The organism is Bradyrhizobium sp. (assembly GCF_017881085.1).
GTDB lineage: Bacteria > Pseudomonadota > Alphaproteobacteria > Rhizobiales > Xanthobacteraceae > Bradyrhizobium.
In genome coordinates this window covers 1-14535 of the sequence record NZ_JADGRI010000115.1, presented here as the reverse complement: position 1 = coordinate 14535, position 14535 = coordinate 1, and the positions used below count along the sequence as shown (strand labels likewise).

General features: G+C 64.0%; 13 protein-coding genes. 3 read left to right on the top strand and 10 right to left on the bottom strand.

Going from position 1 to position 14535, the window contains the following annotated elements:
• Nucleotides 1–1517 (bottom strand): type I secretion system permease/ATPase (locus tag QZ213_RS13150; RefSeq protein WP_291686506.1); only part of this gene is annotated, 1517 nt, incomplete at its 3' end.
• 324 nt (nucleotides 1518–1841) lie between these two features.
• Between QZ213_RS13150 and QZ213_RS13145 the strand changes: the two genes are divergently transcribed.
• Nucleotides 1842–2258 carry a DUF1236 domain-containing protein gene (locus QZ213_RS13145; RefSeq protein ID WP_291686505.1) on the top strand — a complete coding sequence of 139 codons (417 nt, stop codon included), beginning with the start codon at nucleotides 1842–1844 and terminating at the stop codon, nucleotides 2256–2258.
• 75 nt (nucleotides 2259–2333) lie between these two features.
• Here the strand turns inward: QZ213_RS13145 and QZ213_RS13140 are convergent, their stop codons facing one another.
• A complete protein-coding gene (locus tag QZ213_RS13140; RefSeq protein WP_291686504.1) occupies nucleotides 2334–2603 on the bottom strand; it encodes a GlsB/YeaQ/YmgE family stress response membrane protein in 270 nt (89 codons plus the stop codon).
• Between the two features lie 183 nt (nucleotides 2604–2786).
• Here QZ213_RS13140 and QZ213_RS13135 point away from each other — a divergent pair, with 183 nt between their 5' ends.
• The gene (locus QZ213_RS13135) at nucleotides 2787–3035 is read left to right on the top strand and encodes a hypothetical protein (RefSeq protein WP_291686503.1); all 249 of its coding nucleotides are present in this window, start codon (nucleotides 2787–2789) and stop codon (nucleotides 3033–3035) included.
• Between the two features lie 11 nt (nucleotides 3036–3046).
• Here QZ213_RS13135 and QZ213_RS13130 read toward each other — a convergent pair whose 3' ends face one another.
• The 7 genes from QZ213_RS13130 to QZ213_RS13100 all read right to left on the bottom strand — a co-directional run bounded on the left by QZ213_RS13130 (nucleotide 3047) and on the right by QZ213_RS13100 (nucleotide 10469).
• Nucleotides 3047–4030, bottom strand: coding sequence for an ABC transporter ATP-binding protein (locus tag QZ213_RS13130; protein WP_291686502.1), 984 nt, complete (start codon nucleotides 4028–4030; stop codon nucleotides 3047–3049).
• Nucleotides 4031–4044: 14 nt separating this feature from the next.
• Entirely contained in the window at nucleotides 4045–5451 is a 1407-nt protein-coding gene (locus QZ213_RS13125; RefSeq protein ID WP_291686501.1) for an amidase, read from the bottom strand.
• Nucleotides 5448–5645 (bottom strand): hypothetical protein, encoded by a 198-nt coding sequence (locus QZ213_RS13120; protein ID WP_291686500.1) that lies wholly within the window; start codon nucleotides 5643–5645, stop codon nucleotides 5448–5450. The genes QZ213_RS13125 and QZ213_RS13120 overlap by 4 nt, the downstream gene beginning before the upstream one ends.
• Complete coding sequence (locus tag QZ213_RS13115; protein ID WP_291686499.1) at nucleotides 5642–6709, bottom strand: ABC transporter ATP-binding protein; 1068 nt, start codon at nucleotides 6707–6709, stop codon at nucleotides 5642–5644. Before QZ213_RS13115 ends, QZ213_RS13120 begins: the two co-directional genes overlap by 4 nt.
• Nucleotides 6710–6713: 4 nt before the next feature.
• A complete protein-coding gene (locus tag QZ213_RS13110; protein ID WP_291686498.1) occupies nucleotides 6714–7616 on the bottom strand; it encodes an ABC transporter permease in 903 nt (300 codons plus the stop codon).
• Nucleotides 7617–7618: 2 nt separating this feature from the next.
• Nucleotides 7619–8572 (bottom strand): ABC transporter permease, encoded by a 954-nt coding sequence (locus tag QZ213_RS13105; RefSeq protein ID WP_291686497.1) that lies wholly within the window; start codon nucleotides 8570–8572, stop codon nucleotides 7619–7621.
• 229 nt (nucleotides 8573–8801) lie between these two features.
• Nucleotides 8802–10469 carry an ABC transporter substrate-binding protein gene (locus QZ213_RS13100; RefSeq protein ID WP_291686496.1) on the bottom strand — a complete coding sequence of 556 codons (1668 nt, stop codon included), beginning with the start codon at nucleotides 10467–10469 and terminating at the stop codon, nucleotides 8802–8804.
• Nucleotides 10470–10677: 208 nt separating this feature from the next.
• On the opposite strand from QZ213_RS13100, the gene QZ213_RS13095 reads away from it, so the two are divergent.
• Nucleotides 10678–12282 (top strand): ABC transporter substrate-binding protein, encoded by a 1605-nt coding sequence (locus tag QZ213_RS13095; protein WP_291686495.1) that lies wholly within the window; start codon nucleotides 10678–10680, stop codon nucleotides 12280–12282.
• A 55-nt stretch (nucleotides 12283–12337) separates the two neighbouring features.
• Here the strand turns inward: QZ213_RS13095 and QZ213_RS13090 are convergent.
• A partial coding sequence (locus QZ213_RS13090; RefSeq protein ID WP_291686494.1) for a CHASE2 domain-containing protein occupies nucleotides 12338–14535 on the bottom strand: 2198 nt, incomplete at its 5' end.

The following is a 14535-nucleotide window of genomic DNA, read 5'->3' as shown; positions in this document are numbered from 1 at the left end:
TCGCCCTCGGTGTCGAGATTGGAGTTCGGCTCGTCGAGCACGATCAGGAACGGATTGCCGTACAGCGCCCGCGCCAGCGCCACGCGCTGCGCCTGGCCGGCCGAGAGCGCGGTGCCCTGCTCGCCGATCTGGGTATCGTAGCCGTCGCGCATCTTGATGATCATCTCGTGGACGCCAGCCTCCTTGGCGGCTGCGATGATGGAATCCGCGGTCGCGTCCGGATCGAAGCGCGCAATATTCTGGGCGACGCTGCCTGCGAACAGTTCGACGTCCTGCGGCAGGTAACCGACGTGGCGGCCGAGCACGTCGGACGACCACTGGTCGAGCGCCGCGCCGTCGAGCCTTACCTTGCCCCGCACCGGCTGCCAGACGCCGACCAGCGCGCGCACCAGCGAGGATTTGCCGGATCCGCTCGGCCCGATCACGCCCAATCCGTTGCCGGCGACCAGCGCGAAGGTCACGTCCTGGACGATGACCTTCTGATCGCCCGGCGGCACGATGCTGACGCCTTCCACCGACAGGCGGCTCGACGGGCTCTGCAGCAGCGTCTGCTGGACGGGCGCCGGGACCTGCTCGAGCAGCCGGTTCAGGCGGTGCCAGCTCTGCCGCGCGGCGACAAAGCCTTTCCAATGCGCGATGGCCAGATCGACCGGCGCCAGCGCCCGCGCGCTCAGAATCGAACCCGCGATGATGATGCCCGCGGTCGCCTCCTGGTGAATCACCAGATAGGCGCCGACCGCAAGCACCGCCGACTGCAGGGTCATGCGCAGCACCTTGGCGATCGCACCGAGCCCGCCGGCGACGTCGCTGGCGCGCTGATTGCCCGCGAGATAATTCTGGTTGGCTTCGCTCCAGCGCCGGGTCAGCCGTCCGGCCATGCCCATCGCGACCAGCACTTCCGCGTTGCGCCGGCTGGTGGCGGCCAGATCGTTGCGGCGGGCCGCCAGACCCATGGCCTCGCGTGCCGGCCTGCGCGACAGATATTCGGTGAGGACGGTGAGGCTGACCAGGATGACGGCGCCGATCAGCGCGGTGACGCCGATCATGACATGGAAGGCGAAGCAGATCGCCAGGTAGAACGGCAGCCACGGCAGATCGAACAGCGCGCCCGGGCCCATGCTGGAAAGGAACGAGCGCACATTGTCGAGGTCGCGCAGCGGCTGCAGGCCCTCGTTGCGGCCGCCGACCATCAGCGGCAGGCGCACAATGGTGTCGAACACGCGGGCATTGAGGGCTTCGTCGAGCGAGGTGCCGATACGGCCGAGGATGCGGCTGCGGATCAGGTCGAGCACGCCCTGGGCGATGTACAACCCGCCGGCGAGAATTGCCAGGCCGACCAGGGTCGGCACGCTGCGGCTCGGCAGCACCCGGTCGTAGACCTCCAGCATGAACAGCGAGCCGGTCAGATACAACAGGTTGATCATGCAGCTCATCGCGCCCACGCCGATGAATGCACTGCGGCAGGCGCGCAGCGCATCACCGAGTTCGGAACGCCGGACACCGGGAACGGCTGCCATCAATCCTGATCTCTTCAAAAGGGGTACGCGACCCTAACCCACTGAGATTGCGCAATTCCTAACTTACCGATTTTTGGCACCAACGTCCATGAAAGTCGCGTTAACCTAACCGGTATCGGCGCCCTCCATGCAACCGGATACAGCCTTCGAAACCGGACTCAGGTGACAAACTGGGACGCGGACGATCTTCTCCGGACCGGTCGCGCCAGGTATCGCCTCCCGGCCCAAGTCCGGGTTTGGCGCGACTACCGCAGCCGTCGTCGACGGGAACCTTATCGGCTCCCATGACTTGTCACGCATCTTACCAACACCATTGGAGTTATCATGATCCGCCGTCTTATCGGAATTGCCGCCCTTGCCGCCGTCGTGGCGCTGCCCGTCGTGGCGCAGGCCCAGGGAGTCCCCGGCGGGGTTGAGCGGGGCTCAAGGGATGGCGAAAGGGCCGCCGGACCTGTCGGCGCCGTGGTCGGCGGCGTGATTGGCGGCGTGGTCGGCGGTGTCGCCGGGGTTCTCGGCGTCGATGAACGTCCCCGCTTCCGCAGCTATGTGGTCGAGCAGCATCGCCCATCCTATCAATATCGCGAGGACGTCCGGGTCGGCGCGGTTCTGCCGGAAGAAGGCGTCACCTACTACGACGTGCCGCCGGAATATGGCGTGCGGGATTATCGCTACACGGTCGTGAACAACCGCACCGTTCTGGTCGATCCGCGCACCCACCGGATTATCGAGGTCATCGAGTAACACGACCGCCGCATCGATTGCGTCGAATGAGGGCCATTCGTCGGGATGGCCCTCATTTTTATGCCGGAACGAGCGTCAGAACCGGCCGCCGGTTCGAACCAGCCGCACGATCAGCAACAGCAGGACGGCACCGATCGCGGAATAGATGATCTCCGACACGAGGCCGACGCCGAGATGAAGGCCGAGCTTCGGAAACAGATAACTGGCGACCAGCGCGCCGGCGATACCGATGAGGATGTCGCCGATGAGGCCGAAGCCGGTGCCGCGCACGATCTTGCCCGCCAGCCAGCCTGCAATCAGGCCGACGAACAAGATGACGAGAATGCTTTCATTGGAAAGATACATCGGAACGATTCCCCCGGGTTTTCGCACGCCATTGCTTGGAAAGACGCGTTCGAACCTATCCACAATTGCCTGGCGTGACGACTCCTATCTGCGGGACCTTGATGCGATCGCACTTGCCCTTCGCGAAATGCGCCATCTTCGCCGGTGGATGAAACTTTCTTCCGTCATCTGCGTTAGGCAACAATGACACAAGCCGACACTTGGTATGTGGCCTTCGGGCCGGACAAGACCGTAAAAACGGATGACAGCGCGCTGGGCGCGGTGCGATCGACGCGGACGTTCAGATCGGAAGTCGACGCGAAACTGTTCGCCATGCAGATTCTGGCCAAGGGTTGGTCGGCCAGCGCAGGCACGCTCAATCCTCATCAGCCCAAGCAGGTCGTTGGTTCTTCCCAGATCGAATGCTGGGCCGACCCCGGCCTCGGTGGCTGAAGCGGCCGGCGTTACGTCGCAGCGGCAATCACTCGACGTTCAGCCAGGATACACCTTGCGATCCGGTCGGGCCCGACCCGTACATTAGGCGGCAATTGCTCGATGCAGCGGGCTTCCGCAAAGGCACAGCGCGGCGCGAACGAGCAGCTGACGGGCGCGCGGTCGAGCGAGGGCGGCGTTCCCGGAATCGTTTCCAGCCGCTGGCCACGCCTGGCGCCGTGGACGGTGGAGGCCAGCAGGCCCTTCGCATAAGGGTGGATCGGCGAGCGCACGATGTGCTTGAGCGTGCCCTGCTCGACGATCTCTCCAGCATACATCACGGCGACGCGGTCGCAGATCTCGATGGCGACGCCGATATCGTGGGTCACGAAAATCACCGACATGCCGAATTCGCGCTGCAGCTCACGCAGCAAGAGAAGGATCTGTATCTGCACGGTGGCATCGAGCGCGGTGGTCGGCTCGTCCGCGAGCAGGATTTTCGGCTTGCACGAAAGCGCCAGCGCGATCATCGCGCGCTGCCGCATGCCGCCACTCATTTCGTGCGGATAGGCCTCCAGCCTTCGTTTCGCCGAGGGTATCCGCACGACTTCCAGCATTTCCAGTGCCCGCGCCATCGCGTCCGTGTGGTTCTTGCCCTCGTGGCGCATCACGGTTTCGGCGATCTGCGCCCCGATGGTGTAGACGGGGTCGAGCGCCAGCGCCGGCTCCTGGAAAATCATTGAAACAGTCTGGCCGCGAAACGCCGACAGCTCTTCCTCGTCAAGCGCCAGCACGTCGCGGCCGAGAACCCGGACGCTGCCAGAGATCTGCGTCCGTTTCCGGGGCAATAACCGCATCAGCGCGCGCAAGGTAACGCTCTTGCCCGACCCGGATTCGCCGAGCAGGCCGAGCACCTCGCCCTCGCCAAGCGCAAAACTGAGATCGTTCACCGCATGCACGGTGCGCTCGCCGGTGAAGCGAATGTTGAGGCCGTTGACTTCGACGAGATTGGTCATGGCTTGCTCATGGCTTATTTGGGCACCCGTCCGTGGAAATCGGTGGCGCGCTGGAACGCCGCGCCGATCCGCAGCAGCATGGCTTCATCGAACGAGCGGCCGATCAGCTGCATGCCGACGGGAAGACCGGCGCGGGTAAAGCCTGCGGGAATCGCCAGCGACGGCAGACCGAGATAATTGATCGGGCGGGTGAACCGCGTCAGCCGCTGGATCACGGCCTCCGCGTCCGGGCTGTTGCCGACATCGCTCTCGGCGATGGTGGGAGCTGCGACCGGGGCCACCGGCGCGATGACAACATCGACGCCGGCTGTGGCCGCATTGAACGCGGCCAGCGCCGGACCGCGCCAGCGCATCGCCTCGAGATAGGACACGCCGGGTATCGCCAGTCCGTTCTGCAGCCGCATCAGAACCTGAGGGCCATAATCCCCGGGGCGCTCGATCAGCCAGCGCTTGTGCAACGCGGCGGCTTCGACCGCGAGAACCAGCTGGCACACCGCGGTGAGCTGGCGCTGGTCCGGCAGTTCGACCGGAGCGATCGTGGCGCCCTCGCGCTTGAGCACGGCAACCGTCTCATCGAGGATTTTTGCCACTTCAGAATCGAGGTCGTCGACATAGAAGGCGGTGGGGATGCCGATGGTCAGCCCCTTGATGGATTCGCGCGTCGCGGCCTTGTAATCCGGGACCGGCCCGGCGATCGCGGTCGGGTCGTGCGGATCCGCGCCGGCCATCAGCCCGAGCAGCAAGGCGCAGTCCTCGGCGGTACGCGCGAGCGGTCCGACGGTATCGAGCGATTGCGACAGCGGCATCGCGCCGGCGCGGCTGATCCGGCCATAGGTGGTCTTCAGTCCGGTGACGCCGCAGAAATGTGCGGGCATCCGGATAGAGCCGCCGGTGTCCGAGCCCAGCGCCGCAAAGGTCAGCCTTGCCGCGACCGCCGAACCCGACCCCGACGACGAGCCGCCCGTGATGTGATCGGGCGCGAAGGGATTATGCACGGGGCCGTAATGGGTGTTGTGGCCGGTCGGCCCGTAGGCGAATTCCACCATCTGCAGCGAACCCAGCCGAACCGTGCCGGCATCCTTCAGGCGCTGCAAAGCGGTCGAGGTTGTCGTGGCGACGAAATCCCTGCGGATTTTCGAGCCACAAGTGACGATCTTGCCGGCTTCGTAATACATGTCCTTGTGCGCCAGCGGCACGCCGTGGAGGGGGCCGCTGATTTTGCCTTTTGCCGAGGCCGCGTCCGCTGCGTCAGCCGCCGCCAGCGCGGCGTCGGCCTCGATCGCCATGAAGGCATTGAGCCGGGGTTGCCACTGCGCAATCCGGTCGAGACAGGATTGCGTCACCTCGCGCGAGGAGAAACGCTTTTGCGCGATCGCCCGCGCGACCGCGGTCAGCGACAGCAGAGCCGGTTCAGCACTCATTTCGAAACTTTCGCGAGTTGGACAAGAAGAAAGCTCGCCGGCTCCAGATCGAACGGCAGCGTGCCGGCGACCGCGGCAAAGCCTTCGAACGCCGGCCCGATGGAATTGGCCATCCGCGTGGCGACCTCGGCGTCCACGGGCACGCCCGCGACATCGGCCATCGCCTTGACCTCCTTGGGTGTCGGCCTCGTCATGCGGTATCTCCCTGTTTCGCCGGCGCGCGGCTGTGGCCTGAACCTGGAATGGCCATGTAGCACGCCGCCTGGTGGCCCAGTCTATCAAGCGCGGTCAGTTTTGGAGTCGCATTTGCGCAGAGCGGCTCCGCGAACGGACAACGGGTGTGAAAGCGGCAACCGGCGGGTGGATCAATCGGATTGGGCGGGTCACCCGAGATCGGCGGCGTCTCGGTGCGGTGATCGGGATCGGAAGACGGCATCGCCGCCAACAACGCCCGTGTGTAGGGGTGCGCCGGCGCGTCCCAGACCCGGTCGACCGGTCCGAGCTCGACCACCTCGCCGAGATACATCACCAGCACGCGGTCGGAAATGTAACGCACCACATTGAGATCGTGGCTGATGAAGAGATAGGTCAGCCCGAATTCGCGCTTGAGGTCGACCAGCAGATTGAGCACCTGCGCCTCGACCGACTTGTCCAGCGCCGACACCGCTTCATCGAGGATGACGAGCCGCGGCGACAAGGCCAGTGCGCGCGCGATGTTGACGCGCTGGCGCTGGCCGCCGGAAATCTCGTGCGGATAGCGATTGGCAAAGTTTTCCGGCCGCAGGCCGACCTTGCCGAGCAGTTCGCGCGCCAGTACGCGCGAAGCCGCATCCGTCATGCCGTGGACCTTCGGGCCGAAGGCGATCGATTCCTCGATGGTGAGGCGCGGGTTGAGCGAGGCATAGCTGTCCTGGAACACCATCTGCATGCCGCGCCTGAGCTCGCGCAGCGACAGCGCGCGCCCGACCTGCATGCCGTCGTAGATAATCTCGCCAGAATCGCGCGTCATCAGGTGCATCAAAAGCCGCGCGGTGGTCGACTTGCCGCAGCCGGATTCGCCGACGATGCCGACGGTCTCGCCCTTGGCGATGGAAAACGACACGTCGTCGACCGCGCGCACCGTCTTGCGCCTGGAGAAGAGATCGCCGCGCACCGGAAAATGTTTTGTCAGCCCGTTGACCTGCAGCAGCGGCTGCGCGGCGCCGCCGCGGTCTTCGATCGGCTCGAGCATGTCGACGGGTGCGCTGATGTCGTTCATGGCGTCAGTTCCGGATGTCCATGGCGCTGCGCATGCCGTCGCTGAGCAGGTTGAAGCCGATCGACACCGCGAAGATCATGGCGCCGGGCAAGGCCGCCACCCAGGGATTGATGTAGATCGCGGTGCGCAGCGTATTGAGCATCAGGCCCCATTCCGGCTCCGGCGGTTTTGTGCCGAGGCCGAGGAACGATAGGCCAGCGGCCAGGATCATCGACACCGAGATCAGGCCGGTGGCATAGACGAAGATCGGCCCCAGCACGTTTCCTAGCATGTGCACGCGCATGATGGTGAAGGGCCCGGCGCCGGAGGCGCGCGCGGCTTCGACGAAATCCATGTTGCGGACGCCCGTGGTGACGCTCTCGGCGATGCGGGTAATCTGCGGCACGAACACGATGGTCAGCGAGACGATCGAGTTGACGATGCCGGCGCCGAGCGCGCCTGATATCGCGATCGCCAGCAGCACCGAGGGAAACGCGTAGAATACGTCGACGGTGCGCATGATCGCGGTGTTGATCTTGCCGCCGACGTAACCGGCGATGAGGCCGAGCGAGGTGCCGATGCCGAAGGCAAGGATCACGGGCAGAATGCCGACGATCAGCGACAGCCGCCCGCCATAGATCAGCCGGGCCAGCATGTCGCGGCCGAGTTCGTCGGTGCCCAGCGGATAGCCTGCCGTGCCGATATGGCGAAGGCGCCGGATCATCGAGCCCTGATAGGGATCAGCCAGGCCCAGCCAGGGCGCCGCCAGCGCGGAGAGGAAGATCAGCGCCAGAATGAGGGCGCAGGCCACGCTGACCTTGTCGCGCAGAAGCCGGCGCCCGACGGTTGCCCAATAGCCGCGCGCTTTCGACGACGGCGCCGCCTGCAGGGCGGCATCCGACAGCGCGCTGGTGGGGCTGATGCTCACCTTCAGCTCCGCTTGATGCGCGGATCGATCGCAGCCTGCGCGATATCGACCATGAGATTGAGGAACACGAAGAACAGCGCCAGCACCAGGATGGTGCCCTGCAAGAGCGGCAGATCGCGCTGGAAGATCGCCGAATTGAGCAACAGCCCGGAGCCCGGCCAGGAAAATACGGTCTCGATCAGGATCGAGCCGCCGAGCATGTAGCCGAGTTGCAGCCCCATCACCGCCATCGCCGTTGGTGCTGCGTTCTTGATGACGTGACGGAACACATGGGTCTCGCGCAGGCCCTTGGCGCGCAGTGCCTCGACGAAATCCTGGCTCAAGATGTCGCCGGTCAGCGCCCGCACCGTGCGGGTAACGATCCCCATCGGAATAACGGAGGTGGTGACCGCCGGCAGGACCAGATAGCGGATGTGCTCCCAGTCCCATCCCCAGGCGCCGGAGCCGCCGGGACCGGCGCCGACGGCGGGCAGCCAGTTCAGTTGCACCGAGAAGATGATGACCAGCACCATGCCGAGCCAGTAATGCGGCACCGAGACGCCGGCGATCGCGATCGAGGTCGCCACCTTGTCGACCCAGGTGTCGCGGAAATAGCCGGCGAGCAGGCCGAAGAACAATCCGAGCGTGAATCCGATCATCGCCGCGGCGATCGCGAGTGTGACGGTGTTGCCGACCGCGCGCATGACCTCCGACAGCACCGGGCGGCCGGTGGCGATGGAATGGCCGAGATCGCCATTGACCGCCTTCCATAGCCACAGGCCGAACTGCACCGGCAGCGGCCGGTCGAAGCCGTAGGCGATGCGCAATTGGCTGGCGAGCTCCTGCGACGCATCCGCCGGCAGGATCGCGACCAGCGGATCGCCCGGCGTGATGTGCACCAGCATGAAGCACACCAGCGCCACGCTGACGACGATCGGGATCACATAGACGATGCGGCGGAGGATATAGGCGAGCACGGTTCACCTTCTTCTTCCCTTCTCCCCTTGTGGGAGAAGGTGCCATCGATGCGAAGCATCGATGGCGGATGAGGGGTTTGCATCCGCGGAGAGAGACCCCTCACCCGTCTGCGATGCTTCGCATCCAAAGCCGATACAGAGCATCGGCGTTCTGTCCAAGTACGGCGGCCAAAGGCCGCCTATTCACCCTCTCCCACAAGGAGAGAGGGTGAAGGAAGGGTCCTGTCCGCTATGGTGTCATGCTAATCGGCGAGAAGTCGACGAACCAGCTCTTCGGCTGCACGAAGCCCTTGATCTTGGGGCTCAAGGCGCGGGGCGCGACGTCGTGGGCGACGTAGAGGAACGCCGCGTCGTCGACAGAAGCCGCGTGCAGTTCGGCCAGCGCCTTGTCGCGCTCAGTCGGATCGAAGGTCTGGCGCGCCTTGGTCACCAGCTCGTCGAATTTCGGGTTGTTGATATAGCCCCAATTATTCGACACCGGCGGCGCCATTGAGGATTGCAGGAAGCGCACCAAGGCGAAGAACGGATCCATCGCCGCATAGGTCACGTTGGTGGCGTTGGCGCCGTTGGCCGACGGGTCCTTGGCGCCGCGCCGCCAGTTGGTGAACAGCGTATTCCACTCGATGACGTCGAGCTGGACGTCGAAATAGCATTCGGCCAGCGCTTGTTGCAGATATTCGTTCATCGGCAAGGGCAGCATCTGCCCGGAGCCCGACGCCGAAGTCTGCACCTTGACCGTCAGTTTCTTAGTTGGACCGTAGCCCGCTTCCTGCATCAGCTTCTGCGCCGCGGGCTTGTCGTATTTGATCTGGAAGGTCGGATTGCCGCGCCAGGGATGGCCGGGCTCGAAAGTGCCGGTTGCCGGCACCATCAGGCCGGCGAGCAGGCCGTCCTTGAGGCCCTCGCGGTCGATGCAGAGATTGGCGGCCTTGCGAACGCGAATATCGTTCCAGGGCGAGCCCTCGACGCGCGAGAACTGCCACGGCCAGACATGCGGCTCCTCATTGGAGTACAGCCCGAAACCGCGCTGCTTGATTTCGGCGACCGCATCCGGCGCCGGCGCCTCGATCCAGTCGACCTGGCCGGAGAGCAAGGCAGCGGTGCGGGCATTTGCCTCCGGCATCGGCAGCAGCACCATCTTGTCGACCTTGGGAACGCGCGCCTTGTCCCAATAGCCTTCGTTCTTGACCAGTTCGAGCCGCTCGCGCGGGGTGAAGCTCGACATTTTCCACGGGCCGGTGCCGGAAGCATCCTTGGCGAACGCGGCCCAGGCGGCCTGCGACTTCGCCTTGGCGTCCGCGCCCTGTGCGGCGTCATAGAACTTCTGCCATTTCGCCGGACTCGCCATGAACAGATTGGTGAGATTGATCGGCAGGAAGCTGTCCGGCTCCTTGGTGATCATTTCCACCGTCATGTCGTCGATTTTGCGCGCCGACGCCAGGGTCGGCATCCGCGACGCGGTCACGCCGACCTGGCTCGGATCGAACTGCGGCGCATCCTGCTTGAGTACTTTTTCGACGTTCCAGACCACGGCGTCGGCATTGAAGGGCGAGCCGTCATGGAAAATGACGCCGGGACGCAGCCTGAAGGTCCACTTCTTCTTGTCGGCGTCGTCGACTTTCCATTCCGTCGCAAGCCCGGGAATCACGACGCTTGCCTTGTCCGCGGACGACAGATCCCACATCGTCAGCGCGTCATACATGGTGAGGCCGGTGAAGCGATTGCCCTCAAAGCCCTGATCAGGCTGCCCCAGCGTGCGCGGAATATCGGCAGCGGTCATGCCGATGCGCAAGGTCGTTTCGGCAGCCGAGATACGCGGCAAAGCCGCTACCGCGGCCATGGCCAGTATCACCACCGCCGCTGCGGTCCGGCTTCTTCCCGATTTTTCGATACGCATCAGAGCAGATCCTTTTCGACTTCGATGATTAATTCTTATGCAATCTCATGCAACGCCTGTGCCAATGGAGCGGATTGCCCACTCAATTGCCGTTGACGGCGCAACTCCTTGTGAGGCGGGCGGGGAATCGCGCGATGCTGCCTAATCTGGCATCAACCTTGCAGCCTCCGACCGAGTACGTCTGTACTCTTCCAACGGAGCTTAGTTCATGCGCGCCCGAAACTCGATCCTTGCAGCCATCGCAGTCGCACTCGCTGCGGGCATGTCCGCGCTCCCCGCGCGGGCCGAAACGGTGGTGCGATACGGCATCTCGATGGCCGATATTCCGCTGACGACAGGCCAGCCCGATCGCGGCGCCGGCGCTTATCAGTTTACCGCTTACACGATCTACGACCCGCTGGTGGCCTGGGAGATGGACGTGTCGGACCGGCCCGGCAAACTGGTGCCGGGGCTCGCCACCGAATGGAAGGTCGACGACGCCGACAAGACCAAGTGGCGCTTCACGTTGCGCAAGGGCGTGAAGTTTCATGACGGCAGCGACTTCGACGCCGATGCCGTGATCTGGAATCTCGACAAGGTGCTCAACGACAAGGCGCCGCAATTCGACAAGCGCCAGAGCGCGCAGGTGAAGACCCGCCTGCCCTCGGTCAAGAGCTACGCCAAGATCGACGACTCCACGATCGAGATCACGACCAAGACGGTCGACTCGTTCTTCCCCTACCAGATGCTCTGGTTCCTGATCTCGAGCCCCGCCCAATACGCAAAACTCGGCAACGACTGGGACAAATTCGCAAGCCAGCCGTCCGGCACCGGACCCTTCAAACTGACAAAGCTGGTGCCGCGCGAACTCGCCGAACTGTCGAAAAATCCGGATTACTGGGACAAGAAGCGGATTCCGAAGGTCGACAAGATCGTCCTGATCCCGATGCCGGAGGCGCTGACCCGGACCAACGCGCTGCTCGCCGGCCAAGTCGACCTGATCGAGACGCCGGCGCCGGATGCGGTGCCGCAGCTCAAATCGGCGGGCATGCGGATCGTCGACAACATCACCCCGCATGTCTGGAACTATCACCTCAGCGTGCTGCCGGGTTCGCCCTGGACCGACATTCGCCTGCGCAAGGCGCTCAATCTCGCGATCGATCGCGACGCGGTGGTCGGGCTGATGAACGGATTGGCAAAACCCGCCAAGGGCCAGGTCGATCCGTCGAGCCCATGGTTCGGCAAGCCGACCTTCGAGCTCAAATACGATCTGGCGGCGGCGAAGAAGCTCGTCGAGGAAGCCGGCTATTCCAAGGAGAAGCCGCTGAAGACGACCTTCATCATCGCGCAGGGCGGCACCGGGCAGATGCTGTCGCTGCCGATGAATGAATTCCTGCAGCAAAGCTTCAAGGAAATCGGCATCGATATCGACTTCAAGGTGGTCGAGCTGGAAACGCTCTACACGCATTGGCGCAAGGGCGCGGCGGACGAAATGAACGCCGGCATCACCGCCAACAACATCGCCTATGTGACCTCCGACCCGCTCTACGCCATCGTCCGCTTCTTCGCCTCCGACCAGATCGCGCCGGTCGGCGTCAACTGGGGCGGCTACAAGAACCCGAAGGTCGATGCGCTGATCAACGAAGCCAAGCGGACCTTCGATGCCGCCAAGCAGGACGAACTGATCGCGCAGGCGCATTCGCTGATCGTCGACGATGCCGTTCTGGTGTGGGTGGTGCATGACACCAACCCGCACGCGCTGTCGCCCAAGATCAAGCGCTTCGTGCAGGCGCAGCACTGGTTCCAGGACCTGACGCAGATCGGGATGGAGTGAAGAAATCTCACCGTCGTCCCGGCGAAAGCCGGGCGACGCAGATCTTGCGAGCTACTTACTTCGTCAGCAGCGCGAAGGCGCCGTTCCAGTCTTCCGGCGGCGGGTTGTGCTGATAATTCCGGATGCGCGCTTCATATAGATTATAGAGCAGCTCCAGCGCGCGGGCTTCATCGGTGCGGCGGCCGCGCTCGATCGCCGCAAGCGCGCCCTCCCAGTCGCGGCTGCGGTAGCACGCCAGCATCTCGATGGTCAGGTTGCGCAGGCGCTGGAAGCGGCCGGAATGCGCGGTGTCCTCCCGACCGGCGATGGCATAGATGACTTCGGGCTCCTTCTTGCCTTTGACCATGATGAAATCGAGTTCAAGGATGGCAAACCTGTCCTTGACCGCGAGCGCGGTCCTGGAGCCGACGATGATCGGAAAGCCGTATTCCTTGGATTGGCCTTCGAGCCGCGAGGCCAGATTGACGCTGTCGCCGAGCACGGAGTAATCGAAGCGGAGATCGGAACCCATATTGCCGACCACGCACGTACCGGTATTTAGGCCGACGCCGACATTGATCGGAATGTAGACGTGGCCGCCCTCCTTCGCCTCGTGCTCGCGCACCGTGTTGAGGTCGTCGATCCGTTCCAGCATGTCGACGGCGGCTTCGCAGGCGTTGAGCTCATGCTCCTTGTCGTCGAGCGGCGCATTCCAGAACGCCATGATGGCGTCGCCCATATATTTGTCGATGGTGCCCTTGCGCGCCAGGATCGCATTGGTCAGTGGCGTGAGGAAGCGGTTCATCAGGGTGGTGAGGCCCTGCGGGTCGTTTTTGTAAGATTCCGAGATCGTGGTAAAACCGCGGACGTCGGAGAACATGATGGTCATCTCGCGCTCCTCGCCGCCGAGCACGAGTTTCTCCGGCGACTGCGCGAGCTGCTCGATCAGCGCCGGCGACAGATACTGGCCGAACGCCGAGCGGATCTGCCGGCGCTGCGCCTGCTCTCTGACGAAGCTGGTGAAGATCAGGGTCAGATAGATCGCGGTGGTCGACAGCAAGGGATAGGTGAAGTCGATCAGCAACCGGTAGTGCGTGTAAAAATACCAGGAGGTTCCGATCAGCAGCGTCGCGAACAGCGCGCCGACGGCAACCAGGGTGACCGGGCCGAACAGCGGCGCAAATATCAGGACCAGGATTCCGAGCACCAGCGCCGCAAAGAATTCCAGCGCGATGCCGTAGCTCGGCTGCGAAAGCACCGCCTGGGTCAGCGCGCTTTCGAGTACCTGGGCGTGGATTTCAACGCCCGGCATGGCCCGGGACACCGGCGTGGTCTTGATGTCGTTAAGCCCCACTGCCGAGGTTCCGATCAGCACCAGCTTGCCCCTGATTTTTTCGGGCGGGACGCTGCCGTCAAGCACGTCCGCCGCCGACACCAGGATCGAAGTATCGCGGCGCGCGAAATGGACCCAGAGCTGGCCATTGGCGTCGGTCGGAACCTGAAAGCCCTTGACGCCGATGCTCTTGATCCCGGCCTGATCGGATTTGATGAAGATGGTGTCGGTGCCGGTTACCACCCGCAACATTTCAAAGCTCAGAGACGGCATGGTCACGCCCTGGGCGAGCATGATCATCGGCACCCGCCGGATGATGCCGTCGCGTTCGGGCTTGATCGAAAACAGGCCCCGCCCGGCGGCCGCCGCTTCGAGCACCGGAACGTTGCGCAGCAGACCGAGCCATTCAAGCATGAAAGGCTGCGGCTCCCCGCCCAGCATGGCGAGGCCGGTCACCGGAAGAGACTTGTCGAGTTCGCTGAGGACAACGGGAATTCCGGATTCGCCCAGCACCACGCGCGAGTGCCGGATCGCATCGGCAAAAACCTGATCGTTGCTCGGCAGCCCCCGCAATTTGGCTTTGGTTTGCTCATCCAGATTGCGGAATGTCTCGGCTGCCGCGTCGGGATTGAGCCGGTCCGGCTCCGAGAACACCATGTCGAAGGCGATCACGGCGGCGCCGAGTTTGGTGAGATTCGCGATCATATCCGCGATCCGCGTTCGCGGCCACGGCCACTGGCCGAGTTTAGTCAAGCTTTGGTCGTCGATATCGACAACGGCGACCGGCGACTTTGCGAGCTTGGGGCGGGGATCGAAGCGCTGGAACGTATCGAAGGTCCTGACCCGGATCTCCTCGACCGGAGCCGGGTCGGCGACGCGCAACGCCGCAAAGCCGATCAGGAGCACGAGGCACACCAGCCTCGCATACCCGATCCGGCGCG